This window comes from Burkholderia anthinoferrum, from assembly GCF_002925705.1.
GTDB classification, from domain to species: Bacteria; Pseudomonadota; Gammaproteobacteria; order Burkholderiales; family Burkholderiaceae; genus Burkholderia; species Burkholderia semiarida.
This window is the reverse complement of the sequence record NZ_LFZP01000051.1, coordinates 436,828-460,088: the sequence shown is the minus strand read 5'-3', so window position 1 is coordinate 460,088 and position 23,261 is coordinate 436,828. Positions and strand designations below refer to the sequence as shown.

Sequence of the window (23,261 nt, the reverse complement as noted above, 5' to 3'; positions counted from 1 at the left end):
GGCGGACAGTCACCTCGACATTTGCGGAGAAACGTGTGGGTTTAGCTCGATGAGGTCTCGGGCTAGCCTGATAGTCGGCACAACGCCGCAACCCGGACAAACGCTATTGTCGGTCTGCTCGCCATAACATGGACAAAACCACTGCCCCACGTCGGACCGCGACGGTAGAACGGATGTTACGCCGGTCCCGCGTGCTTCGAACTGCGTTCGAACGGAGCGGATAAAGAATGCGCCCGTCAATGCACATTGAAGTTCTCCTCCCGCAACTATGACCCGTTCAGCGGAGCAACCGGGGCAATGCATTGGCTCGGTAGACTCCGGTTAATGTAGTGGCAACGTTAATACGTTCCACGCGAGCTGAGCGCCTTTTTCGTGTTTATGGCGCAATCAAAATCCCCCTGTTTGCGAAATAACGATCGAATGTACCGCGCTGCATCGCTACGTTCTCCTGCGTGTCAGGTTCAAAGCCTGACGGATTGTGGAAAATCCACTCGTCGGTCGCGGGATTGACGCCAAGCACCAGGACAAGGTGCCCGCCACGAGAGGGAGGCTCAAACCCGGCATGCCGGATGCCAGGATGAACGGACGCCATGAACATATATCCGTCACGCAAACTGCGCTCGACCGTGGACGATTCCATATGCTCGACGACACGACCTTCAATCTGAAAGCGTTCGCGGATCCAGTTTACGAATGGACGGTAGAGCAGGCGCTTTCCTTTGTCGCCCATCTCTGGTTGATAAACACCGAAGGTTACGGCGTCGCGCACGAGTTCCAACAGCGGGACCACTCGCGCGCTGCGATGCGCCAGCAACATCTTCAGGCACGCGATGCCGCAAATATGTGGGCTCCATTGCGCATATTCGTCCGGGCTGCTGGCACCAGAGTTACGCCAGAGCGGATCTTCCTCGGCGCGCAGTTCGCGCGACAGAAATCGTGAGATCAGGGCCCTGGATTCCCATTGGGAAAAATACGGTACATCAATCATTTGTCATCCCATGAACAAAAGTGCAACGCCTACGGCCGCCACTGCGCCGAAAGCAAGTTGCACGCGAAGCTTGCCTTCGTTGTAGAGAATGGCCGAGACGCCCAACAACAACGGAACACGGAGCGCAGCCAAATGCAACGGGCAGGATCGTCGGAGCGAGGCCATGGCCGTCTGCATTCGCTGATTGTGTGGAATTGTCGACGATCTGAATCAGGGTGTCGAACGCCTCTTCCTGCCCACCCGCCATCCGCGTCAGCTAGAATGACGCGCTTTGCCCGTCCTCCCATGTGGTTCAAGAACCTTCAGCTTCATCGTCTTCCGGCCCCTTGGGCCGTCACGCCCGACCAGATGGAAAAATGGCTGGCGCCTCACGCGTTCCAGCCCGGCAGCAGCGTCGAAATGCAGCGCGTCGGATGGGCGTCGCCGCGTGACGACGGCGCGCTCGTCTATTCGATCAACCGGCAGATGCTGCTGGTGTTTCGCGCCGAAAAGAAGCTGCTCCCGGCGTCGGTCGTCAATCAGGTCACCAAGGCGCGTGCGCTCGAGGTCGAGGAGCAGCAGGGCTTCAAGGTAGGCCGCAAACAACTGCGCGAACTCAAGGAGCAGGTGACCGACGAACTGCTGCCGCGCGCGTTCAGCATTCGCCGCGATACCCGTGTGTGGATCGACACGGCGAACGGCTGGCTCGTCATCGATGCGGCGGCACAAGCGCTTGCCGACGACGTTCGCAGCCTGCTCGTCAAGTCGATCGATCAACTGCCACTCGCCGGCGTTCAGGTGGCGCGCTCCCCGGTCGCCGCGATGACGGACTGGCTGCTGTCCGGCGAGGCGCCGGGCGGATTCACCGTCGACCAGGACGCCGAGTTGCGTTCGACCGGCGAAGGCGGCGCCACGGTGCGATACGTCGGCCACGCGCTGGAAGCGAGCGACATGCGCCGGCACATCGAAGCCGGCAAACAGTGCATGCGCCTCGCAATGACCTGGGATGACCGAATCTCGTTCGTGCTGACACCGTCGCTGACGATCAAGCGTGTCACGCCGCTCGACGTGATCAAGGAGGCGGCGGATCCCACCGCGCAGAATGACGACGAGCGCTTCGACTCGGACTTCACGCTGATGACCGGTGAATTGGCGCGGATGCTGACCGGTCTCGTCGATATTCTGGGTGGCGAACAGCACGACGCGATTCAGCAGGCGGCAGCGGCCTGAACGCCGTCGTTGTCGCGAATCGTCGCCCACGACGGCAGGGATTCGCGATGACGCGACCGTTCGAGGAGGTCCGTCGCCACGCTGGCGGCGGGCCGCGACCGGCCGCTCGCGACCCTGACGAGCCAGCCGCGAATCGGCATGGCCCGTCGGCCATCGAAATGACAACGCTCCCAATCCTCGGCGATCATCTACGTCGTACACACCTCGAACGGGCACCGCCCCCACCACGCCCGTTCGTCGACCCCACTCCCCCTGCAAGCCTTCTTCCACCGCCCGCGAAATCCTTATCGAAATTGCTTCGTTCGCCTTTCCCGGCCGCGCCGCTAACGTGTTCAAAACGGCGGCGGCGCGCCGAATGCCTCGCACGCAGCACGACAGCCGCCGCCATCACGACAACCGCGTCGCGATAACGGAACAGACCGGACGGGCCGCGTGCGCGCACCCCGCCGGGAACATCCGCATCGCGCGCCATTCGCGATGCCCATGGCCACGAACGACCGCATCATCGACACGACGCCGCTCGACGTCCGCGCGCAGCCGCTGATCGACGCGCTGATCGACGAATATTCGACCCGTTACGACGCGTACCGCCCGGACAGCCGAGCGTCGGCCCGCGACGAACTCGCGCGCTACCCGGCCGAACTGTTCGCGCCGCCCGAAGGCGCGTTCGTGCTCTTGCTGCGCGACGGCGAGACGATCGGCGGCGGCGCGTTCAAGCGCTACGACGCGCAAACCGCCGAACTGAAACGCATCTGGACGCGCACCGACCTGCGCCGCCAGGGCCTCGCGCGGCGCATCGTCGAAGCGCTCGAACTGCGCGCCGTGCAACAGGGCTATCGCCGCCTCTACCTGACCACCGGCTTTCGCCAGCCCGAAGCGTGGGCGCTGTACGACCGCACCGGCTATACGCGGCTGTTCGATTCGTCGATCGATCCCGAAGCGTATTTCCACCTGCGCTTCGGCAAGGATCTCGTCGATCCGTCGCGCACGTCGACGCTCACCGACTTGTGGGCGCCCGTGCCCGAAGCGGCGCTACCGCGCTGAGCGCACGGCGTCCCGCATTTCACCTCGCCCATTCCGCCTTCCACGCTTCCACGACAGGACGCTTTCATGCATCGAGCCGTATCGCTTTCCTCCCGTGCCGCGCACACACTGGCCGCCGCGCTGATCGGCCTGACCGCCTTCGCCGCCGCCACGGCCGCCGCCGCGACGTTCGACCTGAGCCCCGAGCAGCGCGGCCGTCCGCGTGGCACAGCCGATGCGGCAGTCGAGCGCGCGGTGCCCGCGTCGTTCAAGTTCGCCGAGCCCGGCGCGCTGACGATCGGCATCGCGCCGAGCCTGCCGCCGATCAGCTCCTATGCGACCGACGCGCGCACGGTGGTCGGCTTCGACGCCGATATTGGCCAGCTCGTGTCCGACAGCCTCGGCCGCAAGCTGAAAATCGTCGCGCTCGCATGGGCCGACTGGCCGCTGGCGCTCGAATCGGGGAAAGTCGACGCGGTGATCTCGAACGTGACCGTCACCGAGGAGCGCAAGCAGAAGTTCGATTTCTCGACCTATCGCAAGGATCAGGTCGGCTTCTACGTGCGCAACGACAGCAAGATCCAGCAGATCCGCGAGCCGAAGGACGTCGCCGGGCTGCGCATCGTGACCGATGCCGGCACCAATCAGGAAAAGATTCTGCTCGCGTGGGACCGCGAAAACGTCGCGCACGGGCTGAAACCGGTGCAGATCCAGTACTACGACGACCAGGCGATGCGCATCGTCGCCGTGCAGTCGGGCCGCGCCGACGCGGTGTTCAGCGTGAATTCGGTGCTCGCGTATCAAAGCGCGCAGCAAGGCAAGACGCGGCTCGTCGGTGCGATCAGCGGCGGCTGGCCGCGCACGGCCGACATCGCGATCGCGACGCGCCGCGGCAGCGGCCTCGCCGATCCGCTGACCGTCGCGCTGAACGGGCTGATCAAAAGCGGCCGCTACCGGCAGGTGCTCGATCGCTGGAACCTCGCATCCGAAGCGATCGACCAGTCGCGCACGAATCCGCCCGGGCTGCCGAAGAGCTGAGCGCCGCGCGCCCGCAACCGTCCATCCACGCTCACGCAGGAACGTCGCTCACCATGTCTTATTCGCTTTCGCTGCTGGACAAGAGTCCGATTGCCGACGGCGCGACCGCCGCCGATGCGCTGCGCTTCACCACGACGCTCGCGCAACGCGCGGAACAGCTCGGCTACGCGCGCTTCTGGGTCGCCGAGCATCACGGCACGCCGGGTTTCGCCAGCTCGGCGCCGGAGATCGTCGTCGCGCACCTGCTCGCGCACACGTCGCGCATCCGTATCGGCTCCGGCGGCGTGATGCTGCAGCACTACAGCCCGTTCAAGGTGGCCGAGACATTCAAGCTGCTGGCCGCACTCGCGCCGGGCCGCGTCGATCTCGGCATCGGCAAGGCGCCCGGCGGGCTGCCGCTGACCACGCGCGCGCTGCAGTGGTTCCACGACAAGGCGCGCAAGCCCGATTTCGCGGGGCAGCTCGCGGAGCTCGACGCGTTCCTCGGCTGGGGCGTGGCCGAAGATCATCCGCTCGCCGGCGCGGTGGCGATGCCGGCGCCGCCGCAGCTGCCCGAACGCATCCTGCTCGGCGGCTCGCCGGACAGCGGTGCGCTCGCCGCGCGCAACGGCTGGCGTTTGTGCTACGCGGGCCATTTCAACGGCGACGACGCGAATCTCGAACGCTCGCTCGACGCGTACCGCGGCGCGGGCGGCGAGAAGCCGCTCGTCGCGCTGTACGCGGTCGCCGCGCCGACGCGCGACGAGGCCGAGCAACTGATCGGGCCGCTGAAGATTTTCAAGCTGCAGTTCGCGGGCGGCCAGAGCTTCAACCTCGCCAGTGCACAGGCGGCTGCGGAATTCGCGCGGCAAAGCGGCGCGTCCGACTACCGGATCGACGAGTTGCGCCCGACGGTACTCGCCGATACGCCCGAGCGCATCCACCGCGCGCTCGACGCATTGAGCCGGCGGCTCGACGTCGATGCGTTCGTGATCGATTCGCCGGTCACCGACTACGCGGCGCGGCTCGCGTCGGTCGAATGGCTGGGCGGCGCGCTGTCCACCACCCCGTTGCACGCGGCCCTCAGCGCCGGCCGCTCCCTCTCCCCCGACCAGAACGCATGACGCTCCCATCATGACGACCCGACGATCGATCCCCTTCGGCCTGATGCTGCAAGGCGCAGGCAGCCACATGAACGCATGGCGGCATCCGAGCAACCCGCCGGATGCCAGCATCAACCTCGACTTCGCGATCGGCGTCGCACGCAAGGCGGAAGCCGCCGGCATCGCGTTCGCGTTCGTCGCGGACGGCCTCTACATCAACGAGAAGTCGATCCCGCACTTCCTGAACCGCTTCGAGCCGCTGACCGTGCTGTCGGCGCTCGCGGTCGCGACGAAGAAAATCGGGCTCGCGGGCACGATCTCGACGTCGTACAGCGAGCCGTTCACAGTCGCGCGCCAGCTCGCGTCGCTCGACGCGATCAGCGGCGGGCGCGCGGGCTGGAACGTCGTGACGACGCCGCTCGAAGGCACCGCGAAGAATTACGGCAAGGCGCACCCGGATCACGAGCTGCGCTACGAGATCGCCGACGAATACCTCGAGGTCGTGCAGGGGCTGTGGGACAGTTGGGACGACGATGCTTTCGTGCGCGACCGCGCGACCGGCCGCTTCTTCGATCGCGACAAGCTGCATACGCTCGATCATCACGGCCGCTTCTTCCAGGTCACGGGCCCGCTGAACATCCAGCGCTCGCCGCAGGGGCAGCCGGTGATATTCCAGGCCGGCTCGTCCGATACCGGCATCGGCCTCGCGGGCAAATACGCGGATGCCGTGTTCACGCATTCCCCGTCGATCGAGGAAACGGCCGCGTTCACGCGGCGCGTGAAACAGAGCGCGATCGAGCACGGGCGGCAGGCCGACGACGTGAAGATATTCCCCGGCGTCGGGCCGATCGTCGGCCGCACGGCCGCCGAAGCGGAGGACAAATACCAGGCGATCCGCGACCTGCTGACGATCGACGAGGCGCTCGCGTACCTCGGCCGCTATTTCGATCACCACGATTTCACGCAGTACGCGCTCGACGCGCCGTTCCCGGAACTCGGCGAGCTCGGCCGCAACAGCTTCCGCTCGACCACCGACCGGATCAAGGCCGATGCGAAGCGCAAGGGCCTGTCGCTGCGCGAGACGGCGCTCGCGGTCGCGACGCCGCGCCCGAACTTCATCGGCACGGCCGAGCACGTTGCCGACGAGCTGATCCGCTGGCACGACGCAGGCGCGGGCGACGGCTTCATCCTCGGCTTTCCGGTGCAGGCGCAGGGTGTCGACGATTTCATCGAGCTCGTGATCCCGGTGCTCGAGGCGCGCGGCCGCTACAGCCGCGACCTGCCCGGCGCCACGCTGCGCGACCACCTCGGCCTGCCGCGCAAGGCGAGCCGCTACGCGACGCCCGGCGCCGCCGCCCAGGAAACGGCCGCCGTAGCGCACGCCTGACGCGCCGCGCCGCCCGTGCGCGGCGCGCCCGCCGATCGACCGATTCGAGGATGCCAACGACATGAGCGACACGACCCACCTCGGCGGCGCGCTGCCGCCGCTCTCTTCCCCCGGCGCACGCGGGCCCGGCACGCGTTTGCGGATCGTGCCCGCGCGCCACCGGTCGCGCACGGCCGGCACCGTGCTCGCGCTCGCGCTGATCGCGATCACGCTGCATTCGATCCTCGGCAACCCGCAATGGGGCTGGCCGGTGTTCGCCGAATGGTTCCTGTCGCCGCCGGTGCTGTCGGGGCTCGCGCGCACGCTGGTGCTGACGCTGCTCGGCGCGGTGTTCGGCTTCGTGCTCGGCGCGTTCGTCGCGCTGGCGCGGCTGTCGCGTTCGCGCCTGCTGTCCGCCAGCGCGTGGACCTTCGTGTGGCTGTTCCGCTCGATTCCGCTGATCGTGCTGCTGCTGATCCTGAACAACCTCGGCTACCTGTACGAGCACGTGCGGCTCGGTGTGCCGTTCACCGACATCGTGTGGTTCGACACGCCGACGACCGACCTGATCAGCCCGTTCCTCGCGGCCGTGCTCGGCCTCACGCTGAACCACGCGGCGTTTTCCGCGGAAGTGATCCGCGGCGGCATTCTCGCGGTCGACCAGGGCCAGCTCGAAGCCGCCGCCGCGCTCGGTCTGCCGCGCGGCCGCCAGACCTCGCGGATCGTGCTGCCGCAGGCGATGCGCGCGATCCTGCCGACCGCGTTCAACGACCTGATCACGCTCGCGAAAGGCACGTCGATGGTGTACGTGCTCGCGATGCCCGAGCTGTTCTACACGGTGCAGGTGATCTATCGCCGCAACCTCGAAGTGATTCCGCTGCTGATGGTCGCGACCGTCTGGTACCTGATCATCCTGACCGTGCTGTCCGCGATCCAGGTGCAGGTCGAGCGGCACTATGCACGCGGCGCGCTGCGCAATCCGCCGCCGTCGGTGGTCACGTTCGCGCTCGCGCGCGTCGGCGGGCTGTGGCGGCGTGTCGCGTCGCGCCGCGCGGCCTCGATCGCTCGTGCACACAGCAATGCCGGCACGCATGCCGATACCGCTGCGGCCGTCTCGCGCACCGGCGGCGAAGTGGCCGTGCATGGCGTGTCGAAGCAGTTCGGCATGCAGCGCGTGCTCGACAACGTGTCGTTCGTCGCGCCGCGCGGCAGCGTGACCGTGATCGTCGGGCCGTCGGGCTCCGGCAAATCGACGCTGCTGCGCACGATCAACCATCTCGAACGCGTCGACGACGGTTTCATCGACATCGACGGCGAACTGATCGGCTATCGCCGCGACGGCGACGTGCTGCACGAGCTGAAGGAGCGCGACGTGCTGAAGCGGCGCACGGCCGTCGGCATGGTGTTCCAGAACTTCAACCTGTTCCCGCACCTGACGGTGCTCGAGAACCTGATCGAAGCGCCGGTCGCCGTCACCGGCGTGACGCGCGATGCGGCCGAGCACACCGCGCGTACGCTGCTCGCACGGGTCGGCCTCGCGGACAAGGCCGACGCGTACCCGCGCCAGTTGTCCGGCGGCCAGCAGCAACGCGTCGCGATCGCGCGGGCGCTTGCGTTGCGTCCGAAGGTGCTGCTGTTCGACGAGCCGACGTCGGCGCTCGATCCCGAACTCGTCAACGAAGTGCTCGACGTGATCAAGGAACTCGCGCGCTCGGGCACGACGCTCGTGATCGTCACGCACGAGATCGGCTTCGCGCGCGAAGTCGCGGACCACGTGCTGTTCATGGAGCGCGGGCGCATCGTCGAGGCCGGGCCGCCCGCCGTCGTGCTCGACGCGCCGGCGCATGCGCGCACCCGCGCGTTCCTGTCGCGGGTGCTGTGATGCGCGCCGCTCCCGACTCGCGAGGTGCCGCACGATGACCGATCGACGCCAGTTCATCGTGGCCGCGCTGGCCGCGGCATCGGGCCTGCCGTGGCATGCGGCGCGCGCGGCGGCCGCCACTGCCGACCTCGACCCGCGCCAGGCCGGCCGCCTGCGCGCCGGCCCCGACGACGCGGCCATCCGCGCGGCCAGCGGCTACCGCTGGGTGCGCGACGGCGCGTTCACGGTCGCGATTTCACCGCACGCGCCGCCCGTGTCGACCTATGCGACCGACGCCCGCACCGTGGTCGGCGCCGATCCCGACTATGCGCAATTGGTCGCGGACACACTCGGCCGCACGCTCGTGCTGGTGCCGATCGCGTGGGCCGACTGGCCGCTCGGGCTGACGTCCGGCAAATACGATGCGGTGATCTCGAACGTCGGCGTGACCGAGAAGCGCAAGGAGAAATACGATTTCACGACCTACCGGCTCGGGCTGCACGGCTTCTACGTGCGCACCGGCAGCCCCATCGCGAAGATCGCGGAGCCGAAGGACGTCGCGGGTTTGCGCATCATCACCGGCGCCGGCACGAGCCAGGAGCGCATCCTGCTCGAATGGAGCAAGCGCAACGTCGCGCAGGGGTTGAAGCCGGCCGAGCTGCTCTATTTCGACGACGATGCGACCGCGCGCGTCGCGCTGCTGTCGGGCCGGGCCGATGCGGAGCTGAACCCGAACGCATCGCTCGCGTACGAGGCCGCGCGCACGGGCAAGATCCGCCGCGTCGGCGTCGTCAATGCGGGCTGGCCGGCGAATGCGGACGTCGCGATCGCGACGCGTCGCGGCAGCGGGCTCGCGCCCGCGCTCACGCTCGCGACCAACGCGCTGATCGGCAACGGCCGCTACGGGCAGGCGCTCGCGCGCTGGGGTTTGCAGAGCGAGGCGATCGCGCGGGCAGAGACCAATCCGCCGGGGTTGCCGTCGTTCTGAGCGTTTCGTTCAAAACCATCGCCCCGGCATGTCGTCACGGACATACCGGGGCGATTCGATTGACTTGTCGTTCCCCTACGCGGGCACCGCGGACCGGGAGCGATCGAGTTCCGCAATGTGCGCGTGAATCGCCGGGATCAGGTCGCGCCCGTAGGCCAGCGCATCGTCAAGCGGATCGAAACCGCGAATCAGGAACGTCGAGACGCCGAGCCGGTAATACGCGCCCAGCGCTCGCGCAACCTGTTTCGGCGTGCCGACCAGCGCGGTCGAATTCCAGCGTGCGCCGGTCAGGTTCGCGACACCCATCCACAGCCGCTCGTCGAGCACGTCGCCCTGCGCGGCGGCCGCCATCAGCCGCTGCGAGCCCGCATTCTGCGGCGCGTGGCCGTCGATCGGCTGGCCGTTCGCGAGCCGCGCCGCACGCACGCGCTCGCGGGTCGCCTCCGCTTTCTCCCACGCGGCCGCCTCGGTATCGGCTACGATCGGCCGGAACGACACGCTGATGCGCGGCACACGCCCGAACGGCGCGGCGGCGGCCCGCACGCGCGCGATCTGCTCGCGCACCGCGTCGAGCGGCTCGCCCCACGTCATGTAGACATCCGCATGCTCGCCCGCGACCGCGAGCGCAGCCGGCGACGAGCCGCCGAAATAGATCGGCACATGCGGTCGTTGCGCGCCCTTCACGACCGGCGACGCACCGCGCAGCCGATAGAACGGGCCGTCGTGATCGACCGGCGCATCGGCCAGCCAGATCCGTTTCAGCACGTCGAGATATTCGCCGGTGCGGCGGTAGCGCGCATCGTGCGGCACGAAATCGCCGTCGCGCTGCAGGTCCGCATCATCGCCGCCCGACACCACGTTCAGCGCGAGCCTTCCACCGCTGAACACGTCGAGTGTCGCGATCTGCCGCGCGGCGGCCGACGGCACGATCACGCCCGGCCGGTGCGCGAGCAGCAGGCGGATGCGTTCGGTCGCGGCGGCCGCGAACGACGCGACGATGAAGCCGTCCGCCGCGTTGCTGAAATGGCCGATCAGGATCTGGTCGAAACCGGCGGCCTCGTGCGCCCGCGCGAAGCGGCGCACGTAGTCGGGCTGGACGGCCGCGCCGCCCGGTACGTCGACCTCCGCGCCGGGTGTCGCGGTGATCATGCCGATGATGTCGACTGGCATGTCGGGATGTCCTTGGGTATGTCGATCAGGAATCGCGGGAATCGCTGCAATCGTGACGCGGGCCGCCCGGTCACTGCGCGGCTGCCGTCTTTTGCGCGGGCGCGGCGAACGCGCCCGCATACGAGCGGTCGAGCAGCTTCGACGTGTCGTACGCGGCCGGAATCACGCCGGCCTTGTACAGGAAATCGGCCGTGTTCTGCGCATCCTTCGCGGCCGTTTCGTCGACCGGGCCGACGCGCTGTTTCGCGTTGTCGAGCCAGCGATACGCGACGTCGGGTTCGAGCTTCGCGCGCTTCGCCCACAGGTCCGCGTACTCGCGCGGATGAGTGTCGACCCACTGGCGCGCCACCACCACGCGCCGCAGGAAATCGGTGATCTCGGCGCGCTTGCCCGACGCGGCCTGCTCGTTCGCGGCGACGAAGCTCAGCGCCGGCATCAGCCCTTGCGCGGTCGCTACGGGGCGCGCGCCTTGCCGCAATGCGAGCGTGCTAACGAACGGCTCCCACAGCGACACCGCGTCGACCGAACCGTTCGCGAGCGCGTTGGTCGCGTCGATCGGCATCAGGTACGCGTACTTCACCGAATCGGCGCGCAGGCCTGCGTGTTCGAGCGCGCGCAGCACGAGCTGCTGGCTCCAGGCGCCGCGCCATACCGCGATGGTCTTGCCCTGCAGATCGGCCACGGTCCGCACCGGCGAGTGCTTCGGCACGAGGATCGCGACGCCGTCGAGGCTCTGCCGCGACACCGCGACGACCTTGACCGGCGCGCCGCGCGCGGCCAGCGTGAGCAGCGCGGAATCGCCGAGGAAGCCGAGGTCGATCGCGTTGCCGTTCAGGCTTTCGGCCACCGGCGCGGCGGCCTGGAAGTGCTTCCACTCGATCGTGTAAGGCAGGTCCTTCAGCACGCCGGATGCTTCCATCGACGCCTGGATGTTGAAGTAGTTCTGTTCACCCACGCGCAGCGTGACGGTGTCTTTGGCGATGCCCGGCTGCGCGGCGAGCGCCAGCAAGAGCGCCGTGACGATTCGGCTCGGCAACATGATCTCCCGGAAGGTTGGCGGGCGGCCTTGCGACGGCGACGCCCCGTGGTCCGCCGTGCGAAACCGCCAGCGCGACGGATGGAACCGGTGAAGATACGTCGATCCACTTCATGACACAAACGCAATATTCTTCTATGCAAAGATGCAAATATTTTATGAATTACGCGTGCATGCCCGGGGCTCGCCGCACCACGGCCGCCACGTGAAATTCGAATGATTCCTCGATGGATATTTCGTGCACGAAATAAATCCCACACTATATTTCGCATACGAAACAACTGCCCGAACGAGGACGCCATGACCGCCCAACCCATCGAGTTTTCCGCCGCCGACGGCTATGTGCTGCACGGCACGCTGTGGTCGCCGCATGCACCGCCGCGCGCGCTGGTGCTGATCCATCCGGCGACGGCCGTGCCCGAGCGGCTGTATGCAGGCTTCGCGCGCTTCCTGACGGAGCGCGGTTTCGCGGCGCTGACCTACGACTATCGCGGCATCGGCGCATCGCGGCCCGCGCGTCTGGGCGCGCTGCAGGCCCGCATGCGCGACTGGATGGAGCTCGACGTCGGCGCCGCGACCGCTTGGGCCCGGCACACGCATGAAGGGCTGCCGCTGCTGGCGGTCGGCCATAGCGTCGGCGGACATGCGATCGGGCTGTCCGGCGCGACGACGCATCTGCGCGCGGCCGTGCTGGTCGCCGCGCACGCGGGCAGCACGCGGCTGATCGCGCGGGCGGCCGAACGCCTGAAGGTGCGGCTGATCCTGCGCGTGCTCGGCCCGCTGACGTCCGCACTGCTCGGCTACGTGCCCGGCAAGCGGCTCGGGCTCGGCGAGGATCTGCCGGCCGGCGTGTTCCGCGAATGGAGCCGCTGGACGACGCTGCCGCACTACTTCTTCGACGATCCGACGCTCGGCGCGGCCGAGCGCTTCTCGAAGCAGCGCTTGCCGATCCTCGCGCTCGGCTTCGACGACGATCCGTGGGCGAATCCGGCCGCGATCGGCCTGCTGGTAAGCTATCTGACCCGCGCGAAGGTCGAACGCCGCCAGATCGATCCGCGCGCGGCGGGCAGCGGCCCGGTCGGGCACATGGGCTTCTTTCGGAGCCGGCCCGGCGCCGTGCTGTGGCCCGACGTCGCCGACTGGCTCGCGCAGGCGCTCGACACGCCGCGCACCGCGGGCCGCCCCTCCCTTTCCATTGCAGCCGGGAACCCAGCTTGAGCGAAGACCGACGACTGTTTTTCCTGTTGAACATCGGCCAGCGGCGCGTGCAGCGCTGGATCGACCGCAAGGCCGAAACCGACACGCGCGCGAGTGCCGCGCAGGCCGGCGCACTGTTCTGCCTCGCGAAGCAGGACGGCGCGCTGATCGGCGAAGTCGGCGCCGCGCTGCAGCTCGCGCCGTCCGCGATGACGGGGCTCGCCGACCGGATGGCGAAGGCCGGCCTCATCACGCGCCATGCCGATTCGGACGACGGCCGCGCGACGCGGCTGTACCTGACCGACGCAGGCCACGCGGCCCTCAAGCGTGCGCGCGTGCTGCTGCGCGAACTCAACGGCAAGCTCTGCGACGGGTTTTCCGACGACGAACTCGACGTCGTCGCGCGCTGGCTGCACGCGTTGCAGGAGCGGTTTCCGGCGGAGCGCTGAACGGCGCTTCACACGCACGCGACCGGCTCGTGCCGGCATCGATCGCAAGCGATTGCGATTCGCGTTTTCGATTCGATTTTCATGCCGTCGCAACGGCAAATCTTGCGTGCCGGACGCCCGCTTCCGGCAACGCTTTCCGGCTACGTCCTGTTACAAAAAACCGCCTGTCGCGCGACATTCGAATCGCCTACATTGCAATCCACTTCGACACATTCGTCGCATGCCCGGACTGGCTTTCCCGACGGGTCGACATCGCAGACACAGCCGACAAGCAAGGAAAACGAAGAGGAGTCTTGACCGAAGCGCTGGCGGCATCCAGCGCACGCGGATCGCGATGGCTGAAACGGCATGCTGAACGGCACGTAACGACGCGTGCGGCACGACCGGTCGCACCGGTTCGCGTCGTCTCGTCGTGCCCCGCCATCGCCTCCGCACCTCACCGAGGAGTCGTCCATGCGACGCATGATCGTGTCCCATCCGCTTGTTACCCGCCTGTCCGCCGCGATGGCGCTGGCCGCCGCCGCCGCGGCGCACGCCGAGCCCGTCGTCGTGTCCGGGCCGAGCCCGTTCGCCGCGTGCACCATCGGCGGCCCGGGCACCAACTACGTGAATGCAGAAGTCGAACCGTGGCTCGCCGTCAATCCGGCGAACCCGAACAACATGATCGGCGTGTGGCAGCAGGACCGCTGGTCGAACGGCGGCGCCCACGGGCTCGTCGCCGGCTATACGTTCGACGCCGGCGCGACCTGGGCGCGCACGCCGCAGCCGTTCAGCGCCTGCGCGCCGGGCGGGCTCAAGTACGAACGCGCGTCCGATCCATGGGTCTCGTTCGGGCCGGACGGCACCGCGTACTCGGTGTCGATCTCGTTCAACCAGTCGAACAACGGCAACGCGGTGGGCGCGTCGGTGTCGACCGACGGCGGACAGACGTGGAGCAGCCCGGCCGTGCTGATCGCGAACGACGAGCCGACGACGCAGTTCTTCAACGACAAGGAATCGGTGACGGCCAACCCGGTGAAGGCCGGCACCGCATACGCGGTATGGGACCGTCTCGAACTGCCGAACGGCAACCCGTACGCGAACCTGCACACGCAGGCGTACCGCGGGCCCACGCTGTTCTCGAAGACGACCGACGGCGGCAAGACGTGGAGCGCCGCGAAGGTCATCGTCAACGTGCCGTCGCGCCAGCAGACGATCGGCAACCAGATCGTCGTCGATCCGAAGAGCGGCACGCTCTACGATTTCTTCGACCTGATCCAGCCGCCGTTCGGCAAGGCGGCCGGCAAGGTCGCGTTCGTCAAGTCGACCGACGACGGCGCGACGTGGACCAAGCCGCGGATCATCGCGGGGCTGCAGACGGTTGGCGTCACGGATCCGAACACCGGCGAACCCGTGCGCACCGGCGACATCATTCCGGAACCCGCGATCGACCCGGCATCGGGCCAGCTCTACGTCGTGTGGCAGGACAGCCGCTTCAATGGCGGCACGTACGACGAGATCGCGATATCGACGTCGAAGGATGGCGGCGCGACGTGGAGCGCCCCGCAACAGGTGAACACGCCGACCGGGCGCCCCGCATTCAATCCGTCGGTGCGCGTCGACAATGCGGGGGCGGTCATGGTCACGTACTACGACTTCCGCGACCTGCAGGCGGGCAACACGACGACGCTGCCGACCGGCTTCTGGCGCAAGATCTCGCACGACGGCGGCGCCACGTTCGCCGACGAGCGGCGCGTCGGCGGCCCGTTCGACATGAAGCTCGCGCCCAACGCCGGCGGGTTCTTCATCGGCGACTACCAGGGGCTCGACGTCATGCCGTCGTCGTCGTTCCATCCGTTCTTCGTGCAGACGAGCGCGGGCAATCTGACGAACCGCACCGACGTGTTCTTCGCGCCGTGATGCGCGGATGACCGTCACGCCGCCGCGACGCCATGCGTCGCACGGCGGCGTGCGTGGGCATCAATGCATGTCGGTGAGCACGATGCGCCCGTCGACCTTCCCTTCCCGCAGCTTCGCGAACACGTCGTTGATGTTGCCGAGCCGGTCGCGATGGATATGCGCGCGCACCAGGCCGTCCGCCGCGAAATCGAGCGACTCCTGCAGATCGCGGCGCGTACCGACGATCGACCCGCGCACGGTGATGCCGTTCAGCACGGTCGAAAAGATCGGCAGCGGGAAATCGCAGGGCGGCAGCCCGTTGAGCGCCACCGTACCGCCGCGCCGGACCATCCCGAGCGCCTGCGCGAACGCGCTGCGCGACACGGCCGTGACCAGCACGCCGTGCGCGCCGCCAATTTCCTTCTGGATCACTTTCGCGGGATCGTCGACCGACGCATCGATCGTCAGATGCGCACCCAGTTGCCGCGCCAGCGCGAGCTTGTCGGGTGAAATGTCGATCGCAGCGACGTGCAGGCCCATCGCACGCGCATACTGCACGGCCACGTGCCCGAGGCCGCCGATGCCGGAGATCGCGAGCCACTGGCCCGGGCGCGTATCGGTGACGCGAATGCCCTTGTAGACCGTGACGCCCGCGCACAGGATCGGCGCGATCTCGTCGAATGCCACCTGCGCGGGCAACTGGCCGACGTAATCGGGATCGGCCAGCACGTATTCGGCGTAGCTGCCGTTCACCGAATAGCCGGTGTTCTGCTGGCCATGGCACAGCGTTTCCCAGCCCGTGCAGCAGTACTCGCAATGGCCGCAGGCCGTGTAGAGCCACGGCACGCCGACGCGATCGCCCTCGCGCACGTGCGTGACGCCCGCGCCGACCGCCGCGACGATCCCCACGCCTTCGTGGCCGGGGATGAACGGCAGCGACGGCTTGACGGGCCAGTCGCCGTCGGCCGCGTGCAGATCGGTATGGCAGACGCCCGACGCCTTGATGTTGACGAGAATCTGGCCGGGCCCCGGCGTCGGGACCGGCACCTCCTCGATACGCAACGGCTCGCCGAACGCGTGTACCACGGCCGCTTTCATGGTCTGGGTCATGCGTTGCTCCTGTCTGGTCGATGAGCGACCCAGTATCCGGTTTCGGAATCGGAGCGCGTTGATACGCGTCAACGCATTGGAACGGATGCAGCGGTCGACGCGGCTTCGCCACGATCGGCGTCGTTTGACGCGCAAGCGCGAGCCGGCGGTTGCACGCCGCCCGCCGCTCCCGCCGCGCTTTCACCGTTCCAACGGAAAGCCGACGAGATCCCGTCATCCAGCTTGGAATTTGACATGATATAACATATCATTTCGCGTGCTCGTCCCCCTGACACCGTTCCAGCCAGGTGGCCGCGCGTCGCCGAGCCATGTTCCCACGGGTCACTGCGCGTCACTGACGCAACAATATATCGTATCTATCCGTGTCCCGTATCGCTCGTTATCCGATCCCGATTCCAACCGATTCACCGACCATGCGCGACCTCCCTCGCTTACCGCTTCGCCCGCTCTCGTCCCTGTCGCTGATGCTGTTCGCCGCCGTCGCCCACGCGCAGACCGATGCGCCCGCCGCATCCGGCACGCCAGCCGCCTCATCCTCGCCGCTCGCACCGATCTTCGTGACGGCGAACCCGCTCGGCGACGCCGAACCGATCGCTCCGACCGTCCAGCTTTCCGGCGATGCGCTGACGCGCCGCCAGGCCGATTCGCTCGGCGAAACGCTCGACGGGCTGCCCGGCGTGTCGACCACCACCTACGGGCCGATGGTCGGCCGTCCGATCATCCGCGGGATGGACGGCGACCGGATCCGGCTGCTGCAGAACGGCGTCGCGGCGTATGACGCGTCGTCGCTGTCGTACGACCACGCGGTGCCGCAGGATCCGCTGTCGATCGAGCGCGTCGAGATCGTGCGCGGCCCGGCCGCGCTGCTGTACGGCGGCAATGCGGTGGGCGGCGTGGTCAACACGATCGACAACCGGATTCCGCGCGAGGCGATCCAGGGCGTGACCGGCGCGCTCGACGCGCGCTATGGCGGCGCGAATTCCGTGCGCGCCGGCGCCGCGCAGGTCGAAGGCGGCAACGGACACTTCGCGTTCCACGTCGACGCGTTCGATCGCGAAACGAGCAAGCTGCGGATTCCCGGCTACGCACGCAGCAGCCAGCAACGCGCGATCGACGGCCCCGACACGCCGCAGCCGGAAGGCAACGTGCCGAACAGCGACGGCCGCGTGCACGGCGGTGCGGTCGGCGCGTCGTATACGTGGGCGGACGGTTTCGCGGGCCTGTCGTACAGCGGCTACGAATCGAACTACGGCTCCGTCGCGGAGAGCGACGTGCGGCTGCGGATGCGCCAGGAACGCCTCGCGCTCGCATCCGAGGTGCGCAACCTGAGCGGGCCGTTCACGAAGCTGAAATTCGATTTCGCCTACACCGATTATCGCCACAAGGAAGTCGACAACGGCGAGACCGCGACCACCTTCCGCAATCGCGGCTACGAGGCGCGCATCGAGGCGCGCCATCGCAAGATCGGGCCGTTCGAAGGCGCGATCGGCGTGCAGTTCGGCCAGAACACGTTCTCGGCGCTGGGCGACGAAATGCTCGTGCCGTCCACGCGCACCAACAGCGTCGCGCTGTTCGGCCTCGAGGAATGGCAGGTCGTCCCGGCGCTGAAGCTGAGCTTCGGCGGCCGCTTCGAGCACGTGAAGGTCGATCCCGATCCGGCCGGCGTCGAGAAATTCGCGCTCGCGCAGCCGCGCGACTTCAACGCGGGCAGCCTGTCGGCCGGCGCGCTGTTCTCGCTGACGCCCGTATGGTCGGTCGCGGCGAACGTCGCGTACACCGAACGCGCGCCGACGTTCTACGAGCTGTATTCGAACGGCCCGCACGATGCGACCGGCCAGTTCCTGATCGGCAACCCGAACGCGTCGAAGGAAAAGGCCGTATCGACCGACCTGTCGCTGCGCTATGCGAGCGGACCGAACCGCGGCAGCGTCGGCGTGTTCTACAACCGCTTCTCGAACTATCTGACCGAATACAACACCGGCCGCGTGGTGGACGACGACGGCGAACCGGTCGCGCCCGGCACCGACGGCTCGCTCAACGAGGCGATCTATAGCGGCGTGCGCGCCGAGTTCTACGGCATCGAGCTGGACGGCAAGTGGCGTGCATTCGCGCGACGCGGCCATACGGTCGATCTCGAACTGACGGCCGACTACACGCACGCGCGCAACGTCGATACGGGCCAGCCGCTGCCGCGCATCGCGCCGCTGCGCGCGACGCTGGCAGCCGACTACGGCTACGGCCCGTTCGGCGCGCGTGCGCAAGTCACGCACGCGTGGTCGCAGCATCGCGTGCCCGACAACGACTTCTCCACCGACGGCTACACGTCGCTCGGCGTGATGCTGACGTACAAGTTCCGCGTCGGGCCTACGCACTGGCTCGCGTACCTGCGCGGCGACAACCTGACGAACCAGGAGATTCGCTACGCGACGTCGGTCGTGCGCGGCTTCGCCCCGCAAGGCGGCCGCAGCGTGATGGCCGGACTGCGCACCACGTTCTGACCTTCGTACGGCCCGCGGCGCCCGCTGCGGGCGAACACGACGCGCTTCGAGGGGAATCTCACGATCGCGCAGATGGACGAGACGACGCAGCGGAACGCGGCGCGGCAGCGCGGCGTCGTCGGCCGGTACGCGCCGCGGAGGCTTGCGCACACTGCGTTCGCCGTGCGATGCAAGTTTCGGTCCCGCTCGGGCATCGCCCGTTACCGTATCGCTGCCATGGATACCGCGCGGCAGGCGCGCCCGCCCCGTCCGTCGACACGGACTTTTAAAACGCACGAATGACGAGTATCCTAAAAAAAGCACTTTTCGACCGGGCGGCGAATCGCGTGCCCTGACTCCCGTCCGATCGCCATGCGGCCCCGTCGTATCGCGCACCGCGCGCCGACGGTGGCGTCTGCCTCTCGCGCCTCGGCCGCACGAACCTTCCCCCAACAATCGTCAGGAGAGCTGGTGAGCCGACTCGTCGTCGTATCCAATCGCATCGCGGACCCTCGTAAAGCCGCGGCCGGCGGCCTCGCCGTCGCCGTGAAGGACAGCCTGCAGGAAACCGGCGGCGTCTGGTTCGGCTGGAGCGGCAGGCTACGCGGCGGCGACGATCAGCCCACGCATGGTGACGACGTGCAGGTCCAGAACGTCGGCGGCATTCAGCTCGCGACGGTCGATCTCGATCCGCAGGACTACGACGCTTACTACCTCGGCTACTCGAACAACGTGCTGTGGCCGGTGTTTCACTACCGGCTCGATCTCGCGCAGTTCGACCGACGCTTCGCCGACGGCTACCGGCGCGTGAACCAGTTGTTCGCGCGCAAGCTGCGCACGCTGCTGCGGCCCGACGACGTGATCTGGGTGCACGACTATCAGCTGATTCCGCTCGCCGCCGAGCTGCGCGCGATGGGCTGCACGAATCCGATCGGCTTCTTCCTGCATATTCCGATGCCGCCGCCGCCGATCATGGCCGCGATCCCGGAACACGAATGGCTGATGCGCTCGCTGTTCGCGTACGACCTCGTCGGCTTCCAGACCGAATCGGATCTGCTCCACTTCGAGCATTACGTCGAGGCGGAAGCCGGCGCGGCGCGGCTGCCGGACGGACGGCTGCGGGCATTCGGCCGCACGCTGTCGGCCGGCGCGTTCCCGATCGGCATCAACGTCGACGAGTTCGAGTCGCTCGCGCGCGATCGCGACGGCCTCGACATGTTCGAGCGCATGCGCGACGAATATTCGCGGCGCCAGTTGCTGGTCGGCGTCGACCGGCTCGATTACACGAAAGGGCTGCCGCAGCGCGTGCATGCATTCCGCGAGCTGCTCGAACAGTATCCGGAGAACCGCGACCGCGCGACGCTGATCCAGATCGCCGCGCCGAGCCGCGAGGATCTCGGCGCGTACGACGACCTGCGGCGCGAGATGGACAGCCTGTGCGGCGCGATCAACGGCGACTACGGCGAGCTCGAATGGATGCCGATGCGCTACATTCACCGCACCGTCGCGCGCAAGCGCCTGCCGGGCCTTTACCGCGCGAGCCGGGTCGCGCTCGTCACGCCGCTGCGCGACGGGATGAATCTCGTCGCGAAAGAGTTCCTCGCGGCTCAAGACGCGGCCGACCCGGGCGTGCTCGTGCTGTCGCGTTTCGCGGGTGCGGCCGAACAACTGAAGTCGGCGCTGCTCGTCAATCCGTACGACACGCAAGGCACCGCGCAGGCGATCCAGCGCGCGCTCACGATGCCGCTCGAAGAGCGCCGCCAGCGTCACGCGGCGCTGATGGCGATCATGCGCAAGACCGACGTGCACTGGTGGCGCACGCGCTTTCTCGAAGCGCTCACCGAAGCGGCCGAAGTGGCGGCCGCGACCGAATCCTGACGCGCCGACGCGCGCTCACGCCCCTGCCGCCGCGCATGCGAGCACGACGCCGCTCGACCGATACGTGCGCGTCGCTCATGGCGACTCCGTGGCGGGAAAGAACGGAAGGAAAACGCGCGACGGCTTCATCGATCGGTTTCGTGCGGCCGGCCGTACGCGACGAAATCGCGCTCGACCGCCGACGCCTGCTCCGTTTCGATCGCACCGCCGCGCGCGCTCGTTTCGTCGCCGGGTAATACCGGCGTGGCCGACGACGGTTCGATGCGCCCGTCGATCAGCGCCTGCAGCACATCGCGTTCGAGCACCTCGCATTGCAGCAGCCGTCGCGCGATGCGTTCGAGCGCGTCGCGACGTTCGCCGAGCGTCGCCGCGACCCGCGCATGCGCATCGGCCAGCAGCGTGCGCACCTCGTCGTCGATCATCCGCGCGGTGTGCTCGCTGCAGCGGCCGTCGCCCGCATGCCATGCGCCGGGCAGCCCCTGGCGCGCGTCGCCGTCGTCGAACGTCGCGAGCCCGATCTTCTCGCTCATTCCATACTGCATGACCATGTGGCGCGCCATCGCGGTCGCGCGTTCGAGATCGTTCTGCGCGCCGGTCGACACATCGCCGAACACGAGTTCTTCCGCCACGCGCCCGCCGAGCAGCGCGTCGATCCGGTCGAGCAGCTCGCTGCGGCGCAGGACGTAGCGATCCTCGGTGGGCACCTGCTGCGTGTAGCCGAGTGCGGCGACGCCGCGCGGAATGATCGACACCTTCTTCACCGGGTCGCAATGCGCGCGGCTTTCCGCGACGAGCGCATGGCCGGCTTCGTGATACGCGATGGTCAGCTTCTCCTGCTCGTTCATCACGCGGCTCTTGCGCTCGAGGCCCGTCAGCGCGCGGTCGATCGCCTCGTCGAAGTCGGCCATGCCGACTGCCGGCTTGCCGAGTTCGGCCGCATGCAGCGCGGCCTCGTTGACGACGTTCGCGAGATCGGCGCCGACGAAGCCCGGCGTGCGCGACGCGAGCTCGCCGAGATCGACGTCGGCCGCGAGCTTCACGCGCTTCACGTGCACGCCGAGGATCTGGCGGCGGCCGTTCACGTCCGGCCGGTCGATCGCGATGTGGCGATCGAAACGCCCCGGCCTCAGCAGTGCAGGATCGAGGATCTCGGGCCGGTTCGTCGCGGCCATGATGATCACGCCGGAGCCGGCCTGGAAACCGTCCATCTCGACCAGCAACTGGTTGAGCGTCTGTTCGCGTTCGTCGTTGCCCGACATCGGGCCGACGCCGCGCACCTTGCCGAGCGCATCGAGCTCGTCGACGAACACGATGCACGGCGCCTTCTGCTGCGCCTGCTCGAACAGGTCGCGCACGCGCGCGGCGCCCACGCCGACGAACATCTCGACGAACGCCGAGCCGCTGATCGAGAAGAACGGCACGGCCGCCTCGCCCGCCACCGCGCGCGCGAGCAGCGTCTTGCCCGTACCCGGCGCGCCGACGACGAGCACGCCTTTCGGAATCTTGCCGCCGAGCCGCTGGTAGCGATCGGGGTTGCGCAGGAATGCGACGAGCTGCTGCAGTTCGGCCTTCGCTTCGTCGATGCCGGCGATGTCGTCGAACGTGATGCCGGTTTCCTGCTGTACGTACACGCGCGCGCGGCTCTTGCCCATGCCGGTGAAGTCCTGCAGCCCGCCGCGCTTGCGCAGCATCATGTTCCATACGAACACGAGCAGCATCAGCGGCAGCAGCCACGACGCGAGCGATGTGAGCCAGCCGGTGTCGGGCGTGCCGTGATAGCGGATGCCGGCGGCGGTCAGCGTGTCGATCAGGTGCTCGTCGGTCACGCGGCTGGTCGTGAAGCGCCACGGCGCGCCGGCCTGCCGCACGACCGCGGCGTCGGACGCAGGCAGGATCGTGCCGGCCTGCGGCATCTTCAGCGTGCCCGAGATCGACGCCGGGCCGACCTCGAGATCGTCGACGAGCCGCGCCGCGACGAGCCGGTGGAAATCGCTGTATGCAATCGGCGCGGACGTCGGGCGCAGCATCAGCAACTGCGCGGCGAACAGCACGAAGAAGCCCGCCGCGATCAGCAATCCCGGGTAGTCGAATTTCCTGTCCATGGCATCGGGCCGGCCCTGCCTGCTGCGCGGCGTGCGCTCACGCCGGCACGCGCGCGCATCCGGTATGCGGCCGCGACAGCCATGCGAAAACGGCATGCATCCGCGCCATCGTCGCCTCGCTGTGTCGCGTCGTTCGTCGCATCGATCCCGCCTCGGCAACCCCATCGGCCGGCGTCGCCGGGCGGTCCTCGCCCGGGCGGCACGCCGCGACGCACCGCCCCTGGTTCAAGTCTAGTTCGCGCACGGACGTCGCGCATCGCTCGCCGCGCGAGCGTCGAATCGTCAGACGAACGGCTTTCATCCGCCCCCTTGCCGCGTTATAGTCGCGTGCATGACATTTTCGTGACAGCCGCAGTGCGCCGCCTCGCACGATGCCGGCCGTTGCATTTTTTCGCCCTGCGTCGCGGCA

18 protein-coding genes are annotated in these 23,261 nt (G+C 68.0%); 12 read left to right on the top strand and 6 right to left on the bottom strand.

Annotation, left to right across the window (positions count from 1 at the left end; translation table 11 throughout):
- Window positions 1-376: 376 nt before the first annotated feature.
- Entirely contained in the window at window positions 377-988 is a 612-nt protein-coding gene (locus C5F75_RS22565) for a C39 family peptidase (RefSeq protein ID WP_059574370.1), read from the bottom strand.
- 285 nt (window positions 989-1,273) lie between these two features.
- Between C5F75_RS22565 and C5F75_RS22560 the strand changes: the two genes are divergently transcribed.
- Complete coding sequence (locus C5F75_RS22560; protein WP_059608908.1) at window positions 1,274-2,197, top strand: recombination-associated protein RdgC; 924 nt, start codon at window positions 1,274-1,276, stop codon at window positions 2,195-2,197.
- Here the strand turns inward: C5F75_RS22560 and C5F75_RS36440 are convergent.
- Entirely contained in the window at window positions 2,176-2,385 is a 210-nt protein-coding gene (locus C5F75_RS36440; protein WP_143328752.1) for a hypothetical protein, read from the bottom strand. The genes C5F75_RS22560 and C5F75_RS36440 overlap by 22 nt on opposite strands.
- 295 nt (window positions 2,386-2,680) lie before the next feature.
- On the opposite strand from C5F75_RS36440, the gene C5F75_RS22555 reads away from it, so the two are divergent.
- From C5F75_RS22555 to C5F75_RS22530, 6 genes are all read left to right on the top strand, one after another.
- Window positions 2,681-3,241, top strand: coding sequence for a GNAT family N-acetyltransferase (locus tag C5F75_RS22555; protein ID WP_059574368.1), 561 nt, complete (start codon window positions 2,681-2,683; stop codon window positions 3,239-3,241).
- Between the two features lie 66 nt (window positions 3,242-3,307).
- On the top strand, window positions 3,308-4,258 hold the full coding sequence (locus tag C5F75_RS22550; RefSeq protein WP_059574367.1) for an ABC transporter substrate-binding protein: 951 nt from the start codon (window positions 3,308-3,310) through the stop codon (window positions 4,256-4,258).
- Window positions 4,259-4,311: 53 nt separating this feature from the next.
- Complete coding sequence (locus C5F75_RS22545) at window positions 4,312-5,361, top strand: LLM class flavin-dependent oxidoreductase (protein WP_104012758.1); 1,050 nt, start codon at window positions 4,312-4,314, stop codon at window positions 5,359-5,361.
- A 10-nt stretch (window positions 5,362-5,371) separates the two neighbouring features.
- Window positions 5,372-6,727, top strand: coding sequence for an LLM class flavin-dependent oxidoreductase (locus tag C5F75_RS22540; protein WP_059574365.1), 1,356 nt, complete (start codon window positions 5,372-5,374; stop codon window positions 6,725-6,727).
- Window positions 6,728-6,788: 61 nt separating this feature from the next.
- Complete coding sequence (locus tag C5F75_RS22535) at window positions 6,789-8,588, top strand: amino acid ABC transporter permease/ATP-binding protein (RefSeq protein WP_081066521.1); 1,800 nt, start codon at window positions 6,789-6,791, stop codon at window positions 8,586-8,588.
- Between the two features lie 34 nt (window positions 8,589-8,622).
- A complete protein-coding gene (locus C5F75_RS22530) occupies window positions 8,623-9,555 on the top strand; it encodes an ABC transporter substrate-binding protein (protein WP_059574364.1) in 933 nt (310 codons plus the stop codon).
- Between the two features lie 75 nt (window positions 9,556-9,630).
- On the opposite strand, the gene C5F75_RS22525 is transcribed toward C5F75_RS22530, so the two are convergent.
- Together C5F75_RS22525 and C5F75_RS22520 are read right to left on the bottom strand one after the other, a co-directional pair.
- Window positions 9,631-10,725, bottom strand: a complete 1,095-nt coding sequence (locus tag C5F75_RS22525) for an LLM class flavin-dependent oxidoreductase (protein WP_059574363.1) — start codon at window positions 10,723-10,725, stop codon at window positions 9,631-9,633.
- Between the two features lie 70 nt (window positions 10,726-10,795).
- Window positions 10,796-11,764, bottom strand: a complete 969-nt coding sequence (locus C5F75_RS22520; protein WP_059574362.1) for an ABC transporter substrate-binding protein — start codon at window positions 11,762-11,764, stop codon at window positions 10,796-10,798.
- Between the two features lie 297 nt (window positions 11,765-12,061).
- On the opposite strand from C5F75_RS22520, the gene C5F75_RS22515 reads away from it, so the two are divergent.
- From C5F75_RS22515 to C5F75_RS22505, 3 genes are all read left to right on the top strand, one after another.
- Window positions 12,062-12,979, top strand: a complete 918-nt coding sequence (locus tag C5F75_RS22515) for an alpha/beta hydrolase family protein (RefSeq protein WP_104012757.1) — start codon at window positions 12,062-12,064, stop codon at window positions 12,977-12,979.
- Window positions 12,976-13,407, top strand: a complete 432-nt coding sequence (locus C5F75_RS22510; RefSeq protein WP_059574360.1) for a MarR family winged helix-turn-helix transcriptional regulator — start codon at window positions 12,976-12,978, stop codon at window positions 13,405-13,407. Before C5F75_RS22515 ends, C5F75_RS22510 begins: the two co-directional genes overlap by 4 nt.
- A 453-nt stretch (window positions 13,408-13,860) precedes the next feature.
- Window positions 13,861-15,306, top strand: coding sequence for a sialidase family protein (locus tag C5F75_RS22505; RefSeq protein ID WP_059639505.1), 1,446 nt, complete (start codon window positions 13,861-13,863; stop codon window positions 15,304-15,306).
- 60 nt (window positions 15,307-15,366) lie between these two features.
- Here the strand turns inward: C5F75_RS22505 and adhP are convergent, their stop codons facing one another.
- The gene (adhP, locus tag C5F75_RS22500) at window positions 15,367-16,395 is read right to left on the bottom strand and encodes an alcohol dehydrogenase AdhP (RefSeq protein ID WP_104012756.1); all 1,029 of its coding nucleotides are present in this window, start codon (window positions 16,393-16,395) and stop codon (window positions 15,367-15,369) included.
- A 413-nt stretch (window positions 16,396-16,808) separates the two neighbouring features.
- Here adhP and C5F75_RS22495 point away from each other — a divergent pair, with 413 nt between their 5' ends.
- Both C5F75_RS22495 and otsA read left to right on the top strand, forming a co-directional pair.
- Window positions 16,809-18,893, top strand: coding sequence for a TonB-dependent receptor (locus C5F75_RS22495; RefSeq protein WP_258048580.1), 2,085 nt, complete (start codon window positions 16,809-16,811; stop codon window positions 18,891-18,893).
- 450 nt (window positions 18,894-19,343) lie between these two features.
- A complete protein-coding gene (otsA, locus tag C5F75_RS22485) occupies window positions 19,344-20,750 on the top strand; it encodes an alpha,alpha-trehalose-phosphate synthase (UDP-forming) (RefSeq protein WP_059574355.1) in 1,407 nt (468 codons plus the stop codon).
- 125 nt (window positions 20,751-20,875) lie between these two features.
- On the opposite strand, the gene ftsH is transcribed toward otsA, so the two are convergent.
- Window positions 20,876-22,852: an ATP-dependent zinc metalloprotease FtsH gene (gene ftsH / locus C5F75_RS22480; protein WP_060310918.1), complete on the bottom strand. Its 1,977-nt coding sequence runs from the start codon at window positions 22,850-22,852 to the stop codon at window positions 20,876-20,878.
- Window positions 22,853-23,261: the final 409 nt, after the last annotated feature.

What these genes read in the sequence shown, in the direction of transcription:
- C5F75_RS22565 (WP_059574370.1), bottom strand. Translation starts at nt 988, where the DNA reads ATGATTGATGTACCGTATTTTTCCCAATGGGAATCCAGGGCCCTGATC.
- C5F75_RS22560 (WP_059608908.1), top strand. Translation starts at nt 1,274, where the DNA reads ATGTGGTTCAAGAACCTTCAGCTTCATCGTCTTCCGGCCCCTTGGGCC.
- C5F75_RS36440 (WP_143328752.1), bottom strand. Translation starts at nt 2,385, where the DNA reads ATGATCGCCGAGGATTGGGAGCGTTGTCATTTCGATGGCCGACGGGCC.
- C5F75_RS22555 (WP_059574368.1), top strand. Translation starts at nt 2,681, where the DNA reads ATGGCCACGAACGACCGCATCATCGACACGACGCCGCTCGACGTCCGC.
- C5F75_RS22550 (WP_059574367.1), top strand. Translation starts at nt 3,308, where the DNA reads ATGCATCGAGCCGTATCGCTTTCCTCCCGTGCCGCGCACACACTGGCC.
- C5F75_RS22545 (WP_104012758.1), top strand. Translation starts at nt 4,312, where the DNA reads ATGTCTTATTCGCTTTCGCTGCTGGACAAGAGTCCGATTGCCGACGGC.
- C5F75_RS22540 (WP_059574365.1), top strand. Translation starts at nt 5,372, where the DNA reads ATGACGACCCGACGATCGATCCCCTTCGGCCTGATGCTGCAAGGCGCA.
- C5F75_RS22535 (WP_081066521.1), top strand. Translation starts at nt 6,789, where the DNA reads ATGAGCGACACGACCCACCTCGGCGGCGCGCTGCCGCCGCTCTCTTCC.
- C5F75_RS22530 (WP_059574364.1), top strand. Translation starts at nt 8,623, where the DNA reads ATGACCGATCGACGCCAGTTCATCGTGGCCGCGCTGGCCGCGGCATCG.
- C5F75_RS22525 (WP_059574363.1), bottom strand. Translation starts at nt 10,725, where the DNA reads ATGCCAGTCGACATCATCGGCATGATCACCGCGACACCCGGCGCGGAG.
- C5F75_RS22520 (WP_059574362.1), bottom strand. Translation starts at nt 11,764, where the DNA reads ATGTTGCCGAGCCGAATCGTCACGGCGCTCTTGCTGGCGCTCGCCGCG.
- C5F75_RS22515 (WP_104012757.1), top strand. Translation starts at nt 12,062, where the DNA reads ATGACCGCCCAACCCATCGAGTTTTCCGCCGCCGACGGCTATGTGCTG.
- C5F75_RS22505 (WP_059639505.1), top strand. Translation starts at nt 13,861, where the DNA reads ATGCGACGCATGATCGTGTCCCATCCGCTTGTTACCCGCCTGTCCGCC.
- adhP (WP_104012756.1), bottom strand. Translation starts at nt 16,395, where the DNA reads ATGACCCAGACCATGAAAGCGGCCGTGGTACACGCGTTCGGCGAGCCG.
- C5F75_RS22495 (WP_258048580.1), top strand. Translation starts at nt 16,809, where the DNA reads ATGCGCGACCTCCCTCGCTTACCGCTTCGCCCGCTCTCGTCCCTGTCG.
- ftsH (WP_060310918.1), bottom strand. Translation starts at nt 22,852, where the DNA reads ATGGACAGGAAATTCGACTACCCGGGATTGCTGATCGCGGCGGGCTTC.